We start from the raw sequence: 17,210 nt of genomic DNA, 5'->3' as shown, positions 1-17,210 counted from the left end.
CAGCACGGTCGCCCCGGCCGCGCCGAGCAGCCGCGTGCGGCCGGCGCGCAGCCCGAGGGAGGTCGCCGCCTCGTCGCCGAGCGCGAGCGCGTTGAGCGGCCGTGCCAGCAGCAGGCACAGGACGAGCCCGACGACGATGAAGGGCAGCACCGCGGCCACCGTCGTCGGCGGGCGCCCGGCCAGCGAGCCGACCACCCAGAACCGGTAGGTGTCGAACACCTCGGGGTTGGCCAGCGTGATCGCCTCGACCAGCGCGATCAGCACCGCGGAGACGGCCGCCCCCGCGAGGACGAGCCGCACGGGGGTGGCCCGTCGGCCCGCGGAGCCGATGAGGTACACCGCGACGGCCGCGACCAACGCCCCGGGCACGGCGGCCCACACCGACCGGCCCGCCGCGCCGCCCAGCACCGCGGCGGTGACCACCAGCGAGGCGGAGGCGCCCGCGTTGACGCCCAGCAGGCCGGGGTCGCCGAGCGGGTTGCGCGTCAGCCCCTGGATCACGACGCCGGCCACCGCGAGCGCGGCACCGACCAGCAGCCCCAGCTGCGTGCGCGGGATCCGCGACGCGACGACCGCGGACACGTACGACTCGTCGGGGAACCGCCAGGCCGACCACACCTCGCCGAGCGGCACCGCCTTGGCGCCGACGGCGATGCTCAGGCCGACCACCAGCACCAGCAGGAGCACCGCGGCGACCAGCCCGGCGGTGAGTCGGAGCGCGCGCGAGCCCCGCACGCGGGTGGCGTGCGGGGCTCGCGCGACGACGGTGGTCATGGGTGCACGCCTGCGAGCGTCAGCCCTGGACCTTCGCCGCACCGGCCGCGATGAGCGGCAGGTACTCGTCCAGCGCCCACGGCACGCTCAGCGGCGTGGCCACGGAGACGGCCATGCCCAGCTTCGGGTCGAGCATCGGCACGTAGGCACCGGACGCGAACGCGGGGATCTGCTGCCAGAGCGGCTGCGCCTCGGTCGCCGCCTGCTCGTCGGCGCTGTTGAACCACGTGAAGAGCAGGTCGGCGTCGTTCAGCTGGTCCGCGTTCTCCAGGCCGAGCGTCGCGACGAACGTGCCGGGTGACGCCGTCAGGGTCGAGACGGAGGGCGCGAGCGCCAGGCCCAGGCCGGTGAGCAGCTCGACGCGCGGGTCACCGGGCAGGTACACCGACAGGGCGCCGGGCTGGTCCCCGCCGTAGACGTACGCGAACGTGAGGCCGGACAGCTCCGGGTTCTCGTTGGCGGCGTCGCCGATGGCGGCCTGGCGCTCGTCGAGCAGCGGCTGCGCCTTCTCGGGCACGCCGAGCGCCTCGGCCGCGATGGTCACCTGGTCCTCGAGCGAGGTCTGCCACGGGTCACCGGGGTAGGCCACGACCGGCACCAGCGCGGAGAGCTGGTCGAACGTCGCCTGGTCCAGACCCGACTGCGGGGCCAGCACCAGGTCGGGCTCGAGCGCGACGACCGCGTCGATGTCGAGCTCGGGGTACATCGCGATGGTGGCCGGGAGCTCGTCGCCGGAGGCCTCGACGGCCTGGCGGAACCACGGCTGGTAGCCGTCGGCGTCGCCGCCCCAGGTGTCCGACTCGATGCCCACCGGCGTCGTGCCCAGCGAGAACGCGATGTCCGCGGCGCCCCAGCCGAGGGTCACCACACGCTCGGGCTTGGCGGGGATCTCCGCCGTGCCCAGCGCGGAGTCGATCGACACGGGGAACACGTCCTCGGAGGCGGCCTCCGAGGTGGTCGGCTCCGCCGGGGCGTCGTCCTCGCCGGACGCACCGCCGCACGCGGTCAGGGTGAGGGCGACGGCCGTCGCGGTGGCCACGAGGGCGGAGAGGCGCGCGATGCGCACGGTGGTGCTCCCATTCGTTCGAGGGGCGACGCGGAATGAGGTAAGCCTAACCTCCGTCACAGCGGCGTCCCACCGTCGCCGATGAGCGACACGTCACACCGGGAGCGGCCGTCCCGTCAGGCGCTCGAAGGCGTCGAGGTACCGCTCGCGGGTGCGCGCGACGACGTCCGCGGGCAGCACCGGCGGCGGCGCGTCCGTCGCGCGGTCCCACCCCGACGCGTCCGACGTCAGCCAGTCGCGGACGAACTGCTTGTCGAAGCTGGCCTGCGCACGCCCCGGGTGCCACTGGTCGGCCGGCCAGAACCGCGAGGAGTCGGGGGTGAGCACCTCGTCGCCGAGGGTGACCAAGCTGGTCGTGGGGTCGACGCCGAACTCGAGCTTGGTGTCCGCCAGGATCACGCCCCGCTCCCGCGCGATCGCCTCGGCCCGCCCGTACACCGCCAGCGTCAGGGCGCGCAGCTGCTCCGCGACGTCGGCACCCACCTGCGCCACGACGGTCTCGAACGGCACGTTCTCGTCGTGCTCCCCCAGCTCCGCCTTCGTCGCGGGAGTGAAGATCGGCTGTGGCAGACGCGAACCGTCCACCAGTCCCTCCGGCAGCGCGATGCCGGTGACCGACCGCGACACCCGGTACTCGGCCAGCCCGGAGCCCGTGAGGTAGCCGCGGGCGACGCACTCGACGGGGAACATCTCGAGCCGGCGGCAGACCATCGCCCGCCCGGCCACCGCGTCCGGCACGTCCGTCGAGACCACGTGGTTCGGCACGAGGTCAGCCAGCTGCTCGAACCACCAGAGGCTCAGCTGCGTCAGGACGGTCCCCTTGCCGGGGATGCCGGGGCTCAGCACGTGGTCGAACGCGGAGACCCGGTCGCTGGCGACGACGAGGACGACGTCCCCGAGCACCCCGGTCGACGCCGAGCCGTCCGGCACGTACAGGTCACGCACCTTGCCGGAGTAGGTGTGGGTCCAGCCGGGCAGGTCAGCAGTCACGGGCGCAGCGGTCACGGCCCCAGTGTGCCGGATCAGACGAGGTCGTCCCCGCCCTCGAGCCCTTCCGGGATGGGCAGCCCGACCAGCCGCACCAGCCGCTCCACGGTCTCCTCGACGAACGTGTCCTCGGGCTCGTCCACGTGCGCCTGGGCGAGCAGCCGGCGCACGTGCTTGGCCTCCACGTCGACCGCCCCCACCAGCAGCGCCCACTCGGCGAACGCCTCGGCCTCCGCGTCGAGGTCCACCGGGTCGCTCTCGGCCGGGTCGTCGAAGTAGTCCCGCGGCTGGAACCCCAGGTAGAACCGGCCCAGGCCGTCCGGGGCGGGCCGGTAGTCGACGGTGGCGATGTCGCCGTCCTGGACCTCGATGCTCAGGCTGGGGGTCACGGAGACGTCCCCGCCCCACGCGCCGTCGCCGTACACGAACTCGGTGGTACCCATCCCGCGAACCTAGACCAGGGGGCCGTCGGCCACCGCGGCCGCGATGTCCGTGCGGTGGTGGGAGAACGGGAGCGAGATCCGCGCGACGCCCGCGTACGCGGCGGTCCGGGCGGCGGCCAGGTCGGGGCCGACGCCGACGACCGACAGCACCCGGCCGCCCGCCGCCACGAGGTGGGCACCGTCGCGGGCGGTGCCGGCGTGCAGGACGTGCACCCCGTCCAGCTGCTCGGCGTCGTCGGTCCCGGTGATCGGGTCGCCCGCGCGCACGGTACCGGGGTAGCCGCCGGACGCGATCACGACGGTGACCGCCGCGTCGTCTCGCCACTGCAGCGGGGGCAGCGCGCCGAGCGTCCCCGTCGCGCTCGCGAGCAGCACGCCCGCGAGCGGGGTAGCCAGCCGGGCGAGCACGACCTGTGTCTCGGGGTCCCCGAACCGGGCGTTGAACTCGACCACCTTCAGGCCGGTCGAGGTGAGCGCGAGACCCACGTAGAGGACGCCGGAGAACGGGGTGCCGCGGCGGGCCATCTCCGCGATCGTCGGGCGGGCGACGCGCTCGACCACCTCGTCGACCAGGTCCGCGGGCGCCCAGGGCAGCGGCGAGTACGCGCCCATGCCGCCGGTGTTCGGGCCGAGGTCGCCGTCGAGCGCGCGCTTGAAGTCCTGCGCGGGGACCAGCGGCACCACCTCCACGCCGTCGGACAGGACGAACAGGGAGATCTCCGGGCCGTCCAGGTAGTCCTCGACGACGATCCGGCCGCCGGGCTTGGCCAGGCACGCAGCCGCGTGCGCGAGCGCCTCGTCGCGGTCGTCGGTCACCACGACGCCCTTGCCGGCCGCCAACCCGTCGTCCTTGACCACGTAGGGGGCGCCGAACGCGTCGAGCCCCGCGGCAGCCTCCTCGATCGTCGTCGCCACCCGCGGCTCCGCGGTGGGCACCCCGGCGGCCGCCATGACCTCCTTGGCGAACGCCTTCGAGCCCTCCAGGCGGGCGCCCGCCGCGGACGGACCGAACACGGGGATCCCCTCCGCGCGCACGGCGTCGGCGACGCCCGCCACGAGCGGGGCCTCGGGGCCGACGACGACGAGGTCCGCGCCGAGGCTCGTGGCGAGGGCGGCGACCGCGGCGCCGTCGAGCTGGTCGACGGCGTGCAGCGTGGCCAGGGCGCCGATCCCGGGGTTGCCGGGCGCGGCGTGCAGGGCGGTCACCGCCGGGTCGAGGGACAGCGCGCGGACCAGCGCGTGCTCACGGGCACCGGTGCCGACGACGAGGATCTTCACGGGCCGGGAGCCTACCGACCGGACGGCGGACGTGCGTCGTCGTCGCGCGGCAGCGGGAGGGCGTCGAAGTAGATCCGGACACGTCGGCGACCCTCGGTCTCGCCCGCCGCCTTGCGCGCCTTGGCGCGCTTGAGGGCGCCGTCGAGGAGCTCTTGCACGGCGTCCACCACCTCGCGCATCTCCTCCAGCGTGAGGTCGGCCGTGGACCGGTCGTTCATCGCCGCGGTCTCCCACTCGGGCGTGTCGCCCTCGAGCATCCAGCGGCTCAGCACCTGGGCACGCTCGGCCACGACGCCCTGCAGCAGCGCGCTGGCGGCCTCGGCGGTCCGCGGGTCACGCAGCATGTCCCGCCCGTCGACGCTGTAGCCGACCGCGCGCCACCAGCGGTCACGGCCGCGCTCGTGCGCGGGGTCGTCCTCGACGAAGCCGTGCTTCTCCAGCTGGCGCAGGTGGTAGCTCGTCTGCCCGCTGCTCTCCCCCAGGCGTCGACCGAGCTGGCTGGCGGTGGCCGGCCCGTGCTCGGACAGGTAGTCGTACATCGCCATCCGCAGCGGGTGGGCCAACGCCTTGAGCTCTTCCGGGCCGATCGCACGGGCCCGGAAGGGCAGGGGCTTGCTCTCGGTCATTCGCAGAGATACCTTTGCAGAGTTGTCTTTGCAGAGAATTCTCTTCGATCCTATCGTCCCATCGCAGGAGTCCCCATGAGCGAGCAGGCCGCCACGCGCGAACCCCTCGGAAGCCGGTTCACCGCGCACCTGACCGCCACGGGACTGGCCAACCTCGGCGACGGCATCGTGCAGACCGGTGTCCCGCTGTACGCCCTGACGCTCACGCGCTCCCCCAGCCAGATCGCGCTGCTCACCGCCGCGGCGTGGCTCCCCTGGCTGGTGCTCGGGCTCGCCGCCGGGGTGGTCGTCGACCGCCGCGACCGCAAGTACACGCAGGTGGTCGGCCTGGCCGCCCGCGCGGCGCTGCTCGGGGTCGCGGTCGCGCTGGTCGCGTCCGGGCACATGACCATCGCGGCCCTCACGGTGATCGTGCTGCTCTACGGGGTGACCGACGTGTTCGTCGACCTCGCCGGCTCCGCCCTGGTGCCCGACCTCGTGCCCCGGTCGCGCCTCGAGGCCGCCAACGGCCGCACGCTCGCCGCGCAGCAGGTCATGGCCACGTTCGTCGGCGGCCCGGTGGCCGGCGGGATGCTCGCGCTCGGCGCCGGCTGGGTGTTCGGCCTCCCGGCAGGCCTCGGCGTGCTGGCCCTGCTGCTCGTCGCCACCCGCATCCCCGGCCGCTACAAGCACGCCGCCGCGGACAAGCGCTCGGCGCTGTCGGAGGTCCGCGAGGGCGTCGGCTTCCTGGTCCGCCATCCCGTGCTGCGGCCGCTCCTGGTGGCCGGCAGCGTGATGAACATGGCCAGCACCGGCTACTTCGCGGTGTTCGTGCTCTGGATGGTCGGCCCCGGCTCCCGCGTCGGCCTGCGGCCCGAGCACTACCCGCTGGTCATCGCCGTGCTCGCGGTCGGCGCGGTGCTCGGCTCGATCGCCGCGGAACCGCTCGGTCGGCGCATCCCGGAGGTCCGCCTGCTGCTCGGCTGCTGGACGCTCGACGCCCTGCTCATGCTCGTCCCCGTGCTGGTGCCCACGGTCCCAGCCATCGCCGCCGCGATGTTCTTCCTGGGATTCCTCAACACCAACGGCAACGTGATCTCGCAGTCGATGCGGCAGCGCATGGTGGCCCCCGGCATGCTCGGCCGCGTCGGCGGGGCGAGCCGCACGCTCAGCTACGGCCTCATGCCGCTCGGCGCGCTGCTCGGCGGGCTCGTGGCCGAGCAGTGGGGGCTGCCGGCCGTGTTCCTCGGCGCGACCGCGGTCTGCCTCGCCGCGGTCGGCTACCCGATCGCCGTCGTCCGGCAGCGCATGGTGGCCCAGCTGGAGCTGCCCGCACCCGCCCCCCTGACGGCGGGCGTCTGAGTCGGGATACTGACCGCGTGCCCCGGCTCACCGCGCCCGCGATCCTGCCCGGAACCCCCTCCGCCCACGCGCAGCCGGTGCTCCACGCCGACGGCCTGCACCTGCGCCCGTGGCGTGCCGACGACGCCGGTGCCGTGGTGCGCGCGTACGCCGACCCGGGCATCCGCCAGTGGCACGACCGGTCGATGAACCCCACCGAGGCGGCCGCGTGGGTGGCCTCCTGGGCGGACCGGTGGCGCGGCGAGACCGGAGCCGGCTGGGCGGTCGCGACCACGGACGCCGTGCTCGGCCAGATCAGCCTGCGCTCCCTCGACCACGGCGACGGCCGCTCGGACATCTCCTACTGGGTCCTGCCGGAGGCGCGCGGCCGCGGGGTCGCGACGGCCGCACTGGCCACGCTGAGCGACTGGGCGTTCGGCACGCTCGGCCTGCACCGGATCGAGATCGACCACTCGGTGGACAACCCGGCGTCGTGCCGCGTCGCCACTGGTGCGGGCTACCGCCTGGAGGGGACCAAGCGCGGCGACGCGCTGCACGCGGACGGCTGGCACGACATGCACCTGCACGCCCGCGTGGCGGGCGACGCGCTCAGCTGAGCAGCTCGTGCCGGACGATCGTGGCCTCACGGCCGGGTCCGACGCCGATCGAGGAGATGCGCGCGCCGGAGATCTCCTCGAGGTGCAGCAGGTACCGCTGCGCCGCGGCGGGCAGGTCGTCGAACTCCCGGGCGCCGGAGATGTCCTCGGTCCAGCCGTCCAGGTACTCGTAGACCGGCGTGGCGTGGTGGAAGTCGGACTGGTCGTACGGCATCTCGTCGAACCGGCGGCCCTGGACGTCGTACGCCACGGCGACGGGGATCTTGTCCCGACCGGTGAGCACGTCGAGCTTGGTGACCACCAGGTCGGTGAGCCCGTTGACGCGGCTGGCGTAGCGGACCACCACGGCGTCGTACCAGCCGGTGCGGCGCGGGCGGCCGGTGGTGGTGCCGAACTCACCGCCCGTCTGCCGCAGCCACTCGCCGTCCTCGTCGAGCAGCTCGGTGGGGAACGGGCCCTCGCCCACCCGGGTGGTGTACGCCTTGGCGACGGCGACCACCCGGTCGATCCGCGTCGGACCCACGCCCGAGCCCGTGCACGCGCCGCCGGCCGTGGCCGACGAGGACGTGACGAACGGGTAGGTGCCGTGGTCGACGTCGAGCATGGTGGCCTGGCCGGCCTCGAAGACCAGCGTCTTGCCGTCGTCCAGCGCGGTGTTCAGCAGCAGCGGGGTGTCCGCGACCATCGGCCGGAGGCGCTCGGCGTGGCGCAGGAGGTCCTCGACCGTCTCGTCCACCGTGATGGCCCGGCGGTTGTAGACCTTCACCAGCAGGTGGTTCTTCTGGTCGAGGGCGCCCTCGACCTTCTCCCGCAGGATCTTCTCGTCGAACAGGTCCTGCACGCGGATGCCGACGCGGTTGATCTTGTCGGAGTACGCGGGGCCGATGCCCCGGCCGGTGGTGCCGATGCGGCGCTTGCCCAGGAACCGCTCGGTGACCTTGTCCAGGGTGCGGTTGTAGGGCGCGATGACGTGCGCGGCCGAGGAGACCTTGAGGGCGGACGTGTCCACGCCGCGCGCCTCGAGGGCGTCGATCTCCTCGAACAGCACGTCGATGTCCACGACGACGCCGTTGCCGATCACCGGGACGACGCCCGGCGAGAGGATGCCCGACGGCAGCAGGTGCAGGGCGTACTTCTCCCCGCCGATCACGACGGTGTGGCCCGCGTTGTTGCCGCCGTTGAACTTGACGACGTAGTCGGTGCGCGAGCCGAGCTGGTCGGTCGCCTTGCCCTTGCCCTCATCGCCCCACTGAGCACCGAGCACCACGACGGCCGGCATCGAGATCACCACTCCCACCCTGCCTACGGTGCGGACCCGAGTCCCGGTGCTGTGCCGGGTCCGTGCACCGGGCGGCAGTGACCCAGTACCTCCGAGAGGCTACCGGATCGTCAAGAGATGGTCATGTCACCCGTCCGTCAGCGCAGGTTCGCGACCTCGTCGGGGGACGTCCCGCTGTCGACGAGGAACGTCTGGCACCGCTCGGCCTCCTCGGACTCGCCGATGGCTTCCGCCGCCTCGGCGAGCGCGAGCAGGGACCGCAGGAACCCCTGGTTGGGCGCGTGGTCCGCGGGGATCGGGCCGCGGCCGTGCCAGCCCGCCCGGCGCAGGGCGTCGAGCCCGCGGTGGTAGCCGGTGCGCGCGTAGGCGTAGGCCGCCACCGGGTCCCCGTCGTCCGCGAGCGCGTGCTCGGCCAGCAGGGCCCACAGGATCGAGGCGGCCGGGGCAGCGGGGACGGCCTCGCGGGGGCCGGAGCCGCTGCTCAGCGCGGCGCGCGCGTCGGCGTCGGGGCCGTCCGCGGGCAGCAGGGTGGGCGCGGGACCGTCCAGCAGGTTCTCGTGGCTCATGGCGTCAGTGTCCTCCACGTGCATGCCGCGGGCGGCGCGGTTACAGTCGTGGCGCCGACCTGGACCGCTGTTCGGCAACGCTCCCCCCAAGAGCAGGGTGCTGATGATCGAGATCTCCACGTCCGCGACGACGACGACCCTGACGATCGCCGGCGATCTCGACCTGGCCGAGCGGGACCAGTTCCCCGAGATCACCGCGCGCGTCACCGGTCTGCGCCGCCAGCTCGTGGTCGTGGACATGTGCAAGGTGACGTTCATGGACTCCACCGGGGCGGCGTTCCTCATCTCGCTCGCCGACGCCGGCCGCAAGCGCGGCGGGGCCACCGTCCTGCGTGGCGCGGACGCCCGGGACCTGTTCGTCATCGAGATCTGCGGCGCGCTCGAGCTGTTCCGCATCGACGCGGAGCACCGCTGCGACGACGAGGCCGCCGAGTCCGGGTTCCGCCACCCCGACGGCGCCGAAGCCCGCTAGGACCCGGGCAGCGACCCGGGTCGCACCTTCGCCCACACCAGCTTGCCGCCGTGCGACTGCCGCCAGCCCCAGTCGGCGAGGCGCTCGACGATCTGCATGCCGAACCCGCCCACCCGTCCGGGGTGCCCGTCCGTGGTGACCGGCGGCGCGGGGTTGGCGTCCTCGACCTCGATGCGCAGGCCGTCGCCCGTGTCGTAGAGCTGCAGCGACACGTGCCCGAAGCCGTGCAGCACGGCGTTGGCGACGAGCTCGGAGACCACCAGCTCGGCGTTCGCGGCGTCCTCGATCCCCCACGCCTGGCACGTGCGGACCACCGCGTGCCGCGCGCGACCGATCGAGGCCGCCTCGCTGGGCAGCGACCACCGGCGACGTCGCGGGCTGAGGGTCCGGCCGGAGGTGTCCAGCGGTGAGGGGACGCGCACGACCACCACGGCGACGTCGTCCTCCGGGTGGTCCGCGAGCCGGGAGAGCAGCTCCTCCCCGACGCCTGCCGCGTCACGGGCGGTGACCGCCGCGGCCACCGAGGACAGGGCCGCCAGACCGTCCCGCAGGTTCCGGTCGCGGCGCTCGATGAGGCCGTCGGTGTAGTACACGACCACGTCACCGGGTTCCAGGACCGCCGTACCGGTGGCGCGGGGGGCTCCACCGAAGCCGATCAGCGGGCCGCCCGCGGAGTCCAGGGCGGTGACCGCTCCGGCCCGGACCAGCAGCGCGGGCAGGTGGCCGGCGCGTGAGTAGTCCAGCCGCCAGGTGCCGTCGGTGCGCGTCAGGGTGGACAGGACCAGCCCGGCGGGTCGTGGCACGCGCATGCCCGCCACCAGCTGGTCCACCCGCTCGAGCACGGGGCCGGGCGTGGTGACGTCGAAGATGTAGGACCGGACCACCGAGCGCAGCTGCCCCATCGCGGCGGCCGCCTCGACGTCGTGCCCGACGACGTCCCCGATGACGACGCCGACGACGTCCGGTGCCACCTGGAGCACGTCGTACCAGTCGCCGCCCACCTGGGCGTTCTCCGAGTTGGGTGCGTAGTACGTCCACACGTCGAGCCCGTCGACCTCGGCCTGCTCGGGCAGCATGGCCCGCTGCAGCGTCTCCGCCAGCCGGTGCTCGCGGTCGTACAGGCGGGCGTTGTCCACCACCAGACCGACCCGGCGCGCGGTCAGCTCGAGCACCGTACGCACCGACGGCTCCAGGTCCCGCAGGCCGAGGTCGTCGTCCAGGTGCACCACGAGCACGCCGAGCACCCGACGCCGGCCGGGCAGGGGGAACACGACGACGCGCTGATCCTCGTCCGCCGCGGGGGCAGCCAGCTCCGTCCGCACGTGCTCGACGAGCCACGCCGACGCGGTGCCCGGCGCGTACGAGCCGTCCAGCCCGAGCTCGACGGGGCGGTCCAGCGCGGCGTCGAGCAGCTGCTGGACGGCGTCCGTCCCGCCGTCGCGCACCGCGTGGCCCTCGCCGTGCCGGTCGCCCTTGCCGGTCGGCGCGTGCGCCAGGTCGATCCCGTCGGCGGCGCGCAGGCCACCGTCGTTGAGGTAGAACGCCGCCCACCCGACGACGGCCCGCCGCAGCAGGGCGGCGATCTCGCGCAGGGCGTGCGGGTCGTCGACGTCCATGAGCACGTCCGACACCTGGGCGATGAGGCCGAGGCTGCGCCGCTCCCGTCGCTCCGACTCCTGCTGCTCCGCCTGTGCGGCGTCGCGGAACCGCTGCTCGGTGAGGTCCTGCAGGACCGCCACCCAGTGGGTCAGCGGGCCGTCGGCGCCGTCCCGGACCGGGGACAGGTGAGCCCGGCACCCGAGCTGGGACCCGTCCGCACGGTGGAGGACCAGCGTCTGGACGGTCTCCTGTCCGTTCGCGAGGCTCGCCCGGAGCGCCCCCAGCCCGTTCTCGTGCTGCGCCTCCGCGAGGCCGTACCCTGTGACCCTCTCGAAGGCGTCGTTGACCCAGACGACGGGCAGATCCGGTTCGGTCGCGGTGAGAACGGCGATCGGGACGGACGTCGCCCGCAGCGCACGGTCGCGCACGTCGACGAGATCGCTGTCCGAGGGGGCGGGGGAGTTGACCACCACCACCTCCGATCGTCTAGCGTGCCGAACAGGACATCGTCGAGAATCCGGCGCCGGCCTTGCACGTGTCATCGAAAGGAGCGCCGTGCGCGACGGTAACAGCACGACCCCCGACCGGCCTGCGGACGTCTCGGAGGCCGACCAGGGCGCTGGCGTCGTCGGCGAGCCCGGAGCCGTCCACGTCATCGTCGGGACGGACGCCACCCGGATCGTCCTGTCGGGAGAGGTCGACGCCGACCTCGGCCCGGAGCTGCAGGAGGCGACGGCGGAAGCGGAGCAGGTGGGCCTGCCCATCGAGGTCGACGCGCACCACGTGACGTTCATGGACTCCTCGGGTGTCGCCTTCCTGGCCCGGCTGTCCATCCGCTCGCAGCACCGCGTCCGGCTGCTGCGGGTGCCGCCCACGGTCCGGTTCCTGCTCGAGGTCACCCGGATCGGTGAGCTGCTCGACGTCGTCGAAGGGGACGAGTCGCAGTTCCAGCCGGTCACCGACGGCAGCTAGACGCACGAAAGGCCCCCCGGAGGGGGCCTTTCGTCTGTCTGGAGGTCAGGCGCCGAGCGTGTGCCCGGCCGAGCGGAGCTGCCGCGAGGCCTCCGCGATGCGCTGAGCCATCCCGGCCTCGGCCAGCTTGCCCCAGGCGCGCGGGTCGTAGGCCTTCTTGTTGCCCACCTCGCCGTCGACCTTGAGCACGCCGTCGTAGTTGCGGAAGAAGTGGTCCGCCACCGGACGGCTGAACGCGTACTGCGTGTCCGTGTCGATGTTCATCTTGATGACGCCGTTGTCGACGGCCTCGGTGATCTCGGCCTCGGTCGAGCCCGACCCGCCGTGGAAGACGAGGTCGAACGGGTTCTCCTTGCCGATGGCGTCGCCGACGGCCTTCTGGATGTCCGCGAGGATCGACGGGCGCAGCTTGACGGCACCGGGCTTGTAGACGCCGTGCACGTTGCCGAACGTCAGGGCCGTCAGGTAGCGGCCCTTCTCGCCCGCACCGAGCGCCTTGACCGTGGCCAGGCCGTCCTCGACGGTCGTATACAGCTTGTCGTTGATCTCGGCCGTGTGGCCGTCCTCCTCGCCACCGACCACGCCGACCTCGATCTCGAGGATCGTGCGCGCCGCGACGGAGAGCTCCAGGAGCTCCTCGGCGATGATGAGGTTCTCGTCCAGCGGGACCGACGAGCCGTCCCACATGTGCGACTGGAACGTGGGGAGCTTGCCGGCCTTGACCTGCTCGATCTCGAGCGCCAGCAGCGGCCGCACCCAGGAGTCGAGGTTCTGCTTGGCGCAGTGGTCCGTGTGCAGCGCGACGGTGATCGGGTAGCCCTTGGCCACCTCGGCCGCGTACGCCGCGAGGGCGAGCGAGCCGGCGACCCGGTCCTTGACGGTCGAGCCGGCCGCGTACTCCGCGCCGCCGACCGAGACCTGGATGATGCCGTCGGACTCCGCCTCGGCGAAGCCCTGCAGGGCGGCGGTGACGCTCTGGGACGACGTGACGTTCACGGCCGGGTAGGCGAACTTGCCCGCCTTCGCCCGGTCGATCATCTCGGCGTACACCTCGGGGGTGGCGATGGCCATCTGCTGCATCTCCTGCGTGTCGTGGGAGGGGTATCGGATCGATTCTGGCACGAGCACCGGACTGTCCGGCCGGGACGTTCTACCCCTGGACCGCGGGGCCGGCGTGCTGGGCGATCCACGCGTGCATCGCGATCGCCGCGGCTGCGCCGGCGTTGATCGAGCGCGTGGAGCCGAACTGGGCGATGTGCAGGACGTCGACGGCGGCCTCGCGGGCGGCGTCGGACAGGCCGACCGACTCCTGGCCGAACAGCAGCACGCAGGCGCGCGGCAGCGGGTACCCCTCGAGCGCCACGGAGCCGGGCAGGTTGTCGACGCCGAGCACCGGGAGGTCGTGCTCGGCGGCCCAGGTGAGCAGGTCGTCCGCGGAGGCGTGGTGCCGGACGTGCTGGTAGCGGTCGGTGACCATGGCACCGCGGCGGTTCCAGCGGCGGTTGCCCACGATGTGCACCTCGGCGGCGAGGAACGCGTTGGCGGTGCGGACGACCGACCCGATGTTGAGGTCGTGCGCCCAGTTCTCGATCGCGACGTGGAACGCGTGCCGGCGGGTGTCCAGGTCCGCCACGATCGCCTCGAGGGTCCAGTACCGGTAGCGGTCAACGACGTTGCGCCGGTCGCCGTTCGCCAGCAGCTCGGGGTCGTAGTGCCCAGCAGAGGGCCACTCGCCGACCCACGGCCCGACCCCGACCTCTGCGCGCTCCTCGTCCACGGGCGCCACGGTAGCCGCGCTACGCGGGTGTGACCTCCAGCTCCACGACCGCCCAGGAGAGCGCGGGCAGGCGCAGGCGCACGGTGCCGCCGTCGGCCTGCACGCCGTCGAGCGGCACGAGGCCCACGCGGTCCTGTGCGTCCTGCGCGTTGGTGGTGTGGCGGTCGCCGCCCTCCGGCACGGTCAGCACCTCGGCTCGCGTCACCCGGCCGCCGGTCCAGCCGCGCAGGTCGACCGTGAGCTCGGCGTCCTCGTCGAGACCCCGGTGCGCCAGGAACAGGGCGACCCGCCCGTGCTCCTCGTCCCAGGTGGCCGACACGTCCACCAGGTCCACGTCGTCGAACCGGGTCGTCGGGTAGCGGTCGGACGTGACCGCGGTACGCAGGATGGCGCCGCGGGCGGTCGACGCCATCCGGGCGAACGGCCAGAAGATCGACTGCCGCCACGCGGGACCGCCCTCCTCGGAGCGGATGGGCGCGATGACGTTGACCAGCTGCGCCTGGTTGGCGATGGTCACGCGGTCGCCGTGCCGCAGCAGGGAGTTGAGGAAGGTGCCGACGACCACCGCGTCCGTGACCGAGTACTCGTCCTCGATGATCCGCGGGTGCTCGCGCCACACACCCTCCCGCTCGATGACTGCGGGCTGGTCGAGGGTGTCCTTGCCGCGCTGGTACCAGACGTTCCACTCGTCGAACGACAGGTTGATGTGCTTCGTGTGCTTCCCCTTGGCGCGCACGGCGTCGGCGGTGGCCACGACCGACTCGATGAAGTAGTCCATGTCCACCGCGCTGGCCAGGAAGCTCGCGTGGTCGCCGTCGTCCTCCTGGTAGTAGGCGTGCAGCGAGACGTAGTCCACCTGGTCGTAGGTGTGCCCGAGCACCGTCTGCTCCCAGGCCCCGAACGTCGGCATGCCGGAGTTGGAGGAGCCGCAGGCCACCAGCTCGATCCTCGGGTCCACCAGCCGCATGGCCTTGGCGGCCTCCTGCGCCAGCCGGCCGTACTCGTCGGCCGTCTTGGCGCCCATCTGCCACGGGCCGTCCATCTCGTTGCCCAGGCACCACAGCCGGATGTCGAAGGGCTCTGCGTGCCCGTTGGCGCGGCGCCGGTCGGAGAGCTCGGTGCCGCCGGGGTGGTTCGCGTACTCGACGAGCTGACGGGCCTCCTCGACGCCGCGGGTGCCCAGGTTGATGGCCTCCATGACCTCGACGCCCGCCAACCGCGACCAGTCGACGAACTCGTGCAGCCCGAACCCGTTGGTCTCCACGGTGTGCCAGGCCCCGTCCAGGCGCCGCGGACGGTCCGGGCCGACGCCGTCCTCCCACGCGTACCCGGAGACGAAGTTGCCGCCCGGGTACCGGATGACGGTCGCGCCGAGCTCCTTGACGAGGTCGAGGACGTCCCGACGGAACCCGTGCTCGTCGGCCGCGGGGTGCCCGGGCTCGTAGATGCCGGTGTAGACGCACCGGCCCATGTGCTCGACGAACGACCCGAAGATCCGCCGAGGAACCGGTCCGACCACGAAGTCGCGGTCGAGGACGACGCGGGCGCGCGTCATCACTGGCCGCCGAAGCCGGTGGTGGCGAACCCCTTGATGATCTGGCGCTGGAAGAACAGGAACACCACGACCAGCGGCAGCGCCGCCAGCACGGCCGACGCCATGACCTGCGCGTACTGCAGGCCATAGGCGCTCTTCACGGTCTGCAGGCCGACGGGCAGCGTCATGAGCGTGGCGTCGCTGGTGGCGATGAACGGCCAGAGGAAGTTGTTCCACGCGAAGACGAACACGAACATCGAGACGGCCGCCAGGATCGGTCGGGACAGCGGCAGGACGATGGACCAGAACACCCGCAGGCGGCCGGCGCCGTCGATGCGCGCGGCGTCCTCGAGCTCGACCGGCACCTGGTCGAAGAACTTCTTCAGGATGAACACCATGGCGGGGTGGACCGTCTGCGGCAGGATCACGGCCCAGTAGGTGTCGACCAGGTTGAGCGTGAGCATCTCGTAGAACAGCGGGACGATGAGCACCTGCGGCGGGATGATGATCGACGCGATGATCGCCCAGAACAGCCAGCGCCGGCCGGTGAAGTCGAGCCGGGAGAACGCGTAGGCCGCCGGTGCCGTCACTGCGAGGGTGATGATCGTGATGACCGTCGCGGTGAGCAGGCTGTTCCACGTCCACAGGGGGATGTTCCCCTCGCGCAGCACGGTGGCGTACGCGTCGGCGGTGAAGCCGTCGTCCGGGAACCACGTCACGGGGGTCGCCGCCGCGGCCGTCTCGGTCTTGAACGACGTGACGACCGCCCAGAAGAAGGGCAGCAGCCAGAACACCGCGAGGACGACGAGGGCGACGATCGCGCCGATGCGGCCCGGGCTGGCGAACCGCTCGCCGATGCGCAGGCCGGCCTTCTGGGCGAACCAGCCCGGCTGGCGCAGACCTACGCCCGCTCCGGCGGCGTTGGGCTGGGGGGCGATCGTGGTGGCCATCAGGCACCCCTCCTCGTGGTCAGGCGCATCTGGCCGATCGAGATGATGACGATGATCGCGAAGAAGATGTAGGCGATCGCCGAGGCGTACCCGAACCGATAGCCGGTGAAGCCCGCCTCGAAGACGTACTGGACGACCGGGCGGGTCACGCCGCCGGGTCCGCCCTGGGTCATGATGTAGATCTGGTCGAAGATCTTCAGCGAGGCCAGGATCTGCAGGATCGCGATCAGCACCGTGGTGGGCCCGAGCTGCGGGATCGTGATGGACGTCAGCTGGCGCCACCTCCCGGCGCCGTCGAGCGCGGAGGCCTCGTACTGCTGCTCGGGGATGTTCTGCAGCGCGGTCAGGTACAGCAGGAAGTTGAACCCGACCGTCCACCACAGGGTCATCAGGACGACCGCGAACATCGCCCACTTCGGGTCCTGCAACCAGGCGATCGGCTCCACGCCCACCGCGCCCAGCAGGTAGTTCACGAGCCCCAGCTGCGGGTTGTACATCCAGATCCAGAACTGCGCGGCGACGGTGGAGGCCAGCAGGAACGGCATGAAGAACGACAGCCGCCACAGCCACTGCCCGGGCAGCCCCTGGTGCACGAGCAGGGCCAGGACCAGCGCCACGATCACCAGCGGGATCGTCGAGAGCACCGTGAACCAGAGGGTGTTGAGCAGCGAGCGCCACATGATCGGGTCCTGCAGCGCCTCGGCGTAGTTGTCGAACCCGATGAGCGAGCCACCCGCACCGGTGATGCTCTCGCCGGTGAAGCTCAGGTAGAACCCGTGCACCAGCGGCCAGATGAGGAACATGACGAACACGACGACGAACGGGGCGACGAACGCCCAGCCGATGCGGTTGTCCCGGTCCCGTCGCTCACGCTCGCCCCGACGGACCTGCTCGGCCGACGCGGTGCGGGGAGGGGCTCCGGTGACGTCTGTTGCTGCAGAGGACACGAT

At 72.6% G+C, this 17,210-nt stretch carries 18 protein-coding genes; 4 read left to right on the top strand and 14 right to left on the bottom strand.

Translation table 11 applies throughout. The annotated features are described in order from the left end of the window. The 6 genes from RYN42_RS03470 to RYN42_RS03445 form a co-directional block, all read right to left on the bottom strand. The coding region (locus tag RYN42_RS03470; RefSeq protein WP_315093746.1) for an iron chelate uptake ABC transporter family permease subunit at positions 1-774 on the bottom strand (774 nt) is incomplete at its 3' end. Positions 775-793: 19 nt separating this feature from the next. Continuing rightward, on the bottom strand, positions 794-1,840 hold the full coding sequence (locus RYN42_RS03465) for an ABC transporter substrate-binding protein (protein WP_315093744.1): 1,047 nt from the start codon (positions 1,838-1,840) through the stop codon (positions 794-796). Between the two features lie 93 nt (positions 1,841-1,933). Next, positions 1,934-2,845 carry a phosphoribosylaminoimidazolesuccinocarboxamide synthase gene (locus tag RYN42_RS03460; RefSeq protein WP_315093743.1) on the bottom strand — a complete coding sequence of 304 codons (912 nt, stop codon included), beginning with the start codon at positions 2,843-2,845 and terminating at the stop codon, positions 1,934-1,936. A gap of 17 nt (positions 2,846-2,862) precedes the next feature. After that, positions 2,863-3,270: a hypothetical protein gene (locus RYN42_RS03455; protein WP_315093741.1), complete on the bottom strand. Its 408-nt coding sequence runs from the start codon at positions 3,268-3,270 to the stop codon at positions 2,863-2,865. A 9-nt stretch (positions 3,271-3,279) separates the two neighbouring features. Beyond that, positions 3,280-4,548, bottom strand: coding sequence for a phosphoribosylamine--glycine ligase (purD, locus tag RYN42_RS03450; protein WP_315093739.1), 1,269 nt, complete (start codon positions 4,546-4,548; stop codon positions 3,280-3,282). An 11-nt stretch (positions 4,549-4,559) separates the two neighbouring features. Further along, positions 4,560-5,174: a helix-turn-helix domain-containing protein gene (locus RYN42_RS03445; protein ID WP_315093738.1), complete on the bottom strand. Its 615-nt coding sequence runs from the start codon at positions 5,172-5,174 to the stop codon at positions 4,560-4,562. A 75-nt stretch (positions 5,175-5,249) separates the two neighbouring features. Here RYN42_RS03445 and RYN42_RS03440 point away from each other — a divergent pair, with 75 nt between their 5' ends. Together RYN42_RS03440 and RYN42_RS03435 are read left to right on the top strand one after the other, a co-directional pair. After that, complete coding sequence (locus RYN42_RS03440) at positions 5,250-6,515, top strand: MFS transporter (protein WP_315093736.1); 1,266 nt, start codon at positions 5,250-5,252, stop codon at positions 6,513-6,515. A 17-nt stretch (positions 6,516-6,532) separates the two neighbouring features. Further along, the gene (locus RYN42_RS03435) at positions 6,533-7,111 is read left to right on the top strand and encodes a GNAT family N-acetyltransferase (protein WP_315093734.1); all 579 of its coding nucleotides are present in this window, start codon (positions 6,533-6,535) and stop codon (positions 7,109-7,111) included. Here RYN42_RS03435 and RYN42_RS03430 read toward each other — a convergent pair. Next, complete coding sequence (locus RYN42_RS03430) at positions 7,104-8,390, bottom strand: adenylosuccinate synthase (RefSeq protein ID WP_315093752.1); 1,287 nt, start codon at positions 8,388-8,390, stop codon at positions 7,104-7,106. The two genes, RYN42_RS03435 and RYN42_RS03430, sit on opposite strands and share 8 nt — an antisense overlap. A 137-nt stretch (positions 8,391-8,527) precedes the next feature. Further along, on the bottom strand, positions 8,528-8,956 hold the full coding sequence (locus tag RYN42_RS03425) for a DUF3151 domain-containing protein (protein WP_315093732.1): 429 nt from the start codon (positions 8,954-8,956) through the stop codon (positions 8,528-8,530). A 103-nt stretch (positions 8,957-9,059) separates the two neighbouring features. On the opposite strand from RYN42_RS03425, the gene RYN42_RS03420 reads away from it, so the two are divergent. Next, positions 9,060-9,428 (top strand): STAS domain-containing protein, encoded by a 369-nt coding sequence (locus RYN42_RS03420; protein ID WP_315093730.1) that lies wholly within the window; start codon positions 9,060-9,062, stop codon positions 9,426-9,428. Here the strand turns inward: RYN42_RS03420 and RYN42_RS03415 are convergent. After that, positions 9,425-11,500: a SpoIIE family protein phosphatase gene (locus RYN42_RS03415; RefSeq protein WP_315093728.1), complete on the bottom strand. Its 2,076-nt coding sequence runs from the start codon at positions 11,498-11,500 to the stop codon at positions 9,425-9,427. The genes RYN42_RS03420 and RYN42_RS03415 overlap by 4 nt on opposite strands. An 82-nt stretch (positions 11,501-11,582) precedes the next feature. On the opposite strand from RYN42_RS03415, the gene RYN42_RS03410 reads away from it, so the two are divergent. After that, positions 11,583-11,999: an STAS domain-containing protein gene (locus RYN42_RS03410; protein ID WP_315093727.1), complete on the top strand. Its 417-nt coding sequence runs from the start codon at positions 11,583-11,585 to the stop codon at positions 11,997-11,999. Between the two features lie 45 nt (positions 12,000-12,044). Here the strand turns inward: RYN42_RS03410 and fbaA are convergent, their stop codons facing one another. The 5 genes from fbaA to RYN42_RS03385 form a co-directional block, all read right to left on the bottom strand. After that, complete coding sequence (gene fbaA, locus RYN42_RS03405; RefSeq protein WP_315093726.1) at positions 12,045-13,079, bottom strand: class II fructose-bisphosphate aldolase; 1,035 nt, start codon at positions 13,077-13,079, stop codon at positions 12,045-12,047. A gap of 70 nt (positions 13,080-13,149) precedes the next feature. Further along, positions 13,150-13,776 carry a TrmH family RNA methyltransferase gene (locus RYN42_RS03400; RefSeq protein ID WP_315093725.1) on the bottom strand — a complete coding sequence of 209 codons (627 nt, stop codon included), beginning with the start codon at positions 13,774-13,776 and terminating at the stop codon, positions 13,150-13,152. Between the two features lie 19 nt (positions 13,777-13,795). Next, positions 13,796-15,331 (bottom strand): alpha-N-arabinofuranosidase, encoded by a 1,536-nt coding sequence (locus tag RYN42_RS03395; protein ID WP_315093723.1) that lies wholly within the window; start codon positions 15,329-15,331, stop codon positions 13,796-13,798. Further along, a complete protein-coding gene (locus RYN42_RS03390; RefSeq protein ID WP_315093721.1) occupies positions 15,331-16,260 on the bottom strand; it encodes a carbohydrate ABC transporter permease in 930 nt (309 codons plus the stop codon). Before RYN42_RS03390 ends, RYN42_RS03395 begins: the two co-directional genes overlap by 1 nt. After that, the gene (locus RYN42_RS03385; protein ID WP_399552383.1) at positions 16,260-17,207 is read right to left on the bottom strand and encodes a carbohydrate ABC transporter permease; all 948 of its coding nucleotides are present in this window, start codon (positions 17,205-17,207) and stop codon (positions 16,260-16,262) included. Before RYN42_RS03385 ends, RYN42_RS03390 begins: the two co-directional genes overlap by 1 nt. Positions 17,208-17,210 lie beyond the last annotated feature (3 nt).

This window comes from uncultured Cellulomonas sp. (genome assembly GCF_963527515.1).
GTDB lineage: Bacteria > Actinomycetota > Actinomycetes > Actinomycetales > Cellulomonadaceae > Cellulomonas.
Note: the sequence above shows the minus strand (reverse complement) of the source record. Positions and strands in the feature narration are given on the sequence as shown.

What these genes read in the sequence shown, in the direction of transcription:
- RYN42_RS03455 (WP_315093741.1), bottom strand. Translation starts at nt 3,270, where the DNA reads ATGGGTACCACCGAGTTCGTGTACGGCGACGGCGCGTGGGGCGGGGAC.
- RYN42_RS03445 (WP_315093738.1), bottom strand. Translation starts at nt 5,174, where the DNA reads ATGACCGAGAGCAAGCCCCTGCCCTTCCGGGCCCGTGCGATCGGCCCG.
- RYN42_RS03440 (WP_315093736.1), top strand. Translation starts at nt 5,250, where the DNA reads ATGAGCGAGCAGGCCGCCACGCGCGAACCCCTCGGAAGCCGGTTCACC.
- RYN42_RS03430 (WP_315093752.1), bottom strand. Translation starts at nt 8,390, where the DNA reads ATGCCGGCCGTCGTGGTGCTCGGTGCTCAGTGGGGCGATGAGGGCAAG.
- RYN42_RS03425 (WP_315093732.1), bottom strand. Translation starts at nt 8,956, where the DNA reads ATGAGCCACGAGAACCTGCTGGACGGTCCCGCGCCCACCCTGCTGCCC.
- RYN42_RS03420 (WP_315093730.1), top strand. Translation starts at nt 9,060, where the DNA reads ATGATCGAGATCTCCACGTCCGCGACGACGACGACCCTGACGATCGCC.
- fbaA (WP_315093726.1), bottom strand. Translation starts at nt 13,079, where the DNA reads ATGCAGCAGATGGCCATCGCCACCCCCGAGGTGTACGCCGAGATGATC.
- RYN42_RS03395 (WP_315093723.1), bottom strand. Translation starts at nt 15,331, where the DNA reads ATGACGCGCGCCCGCGTCGTCCTCGACCGCGACTTCGTGGTCGGACCG.
- RYN42_RS03390 (WP_315093721.1), bottom strand. Translation starts at nt 16,260, where the DNA reads ATGGCCACCACGATCGCCCCCCAGCCCAACGCCGCCGGAGCGGGCGTA.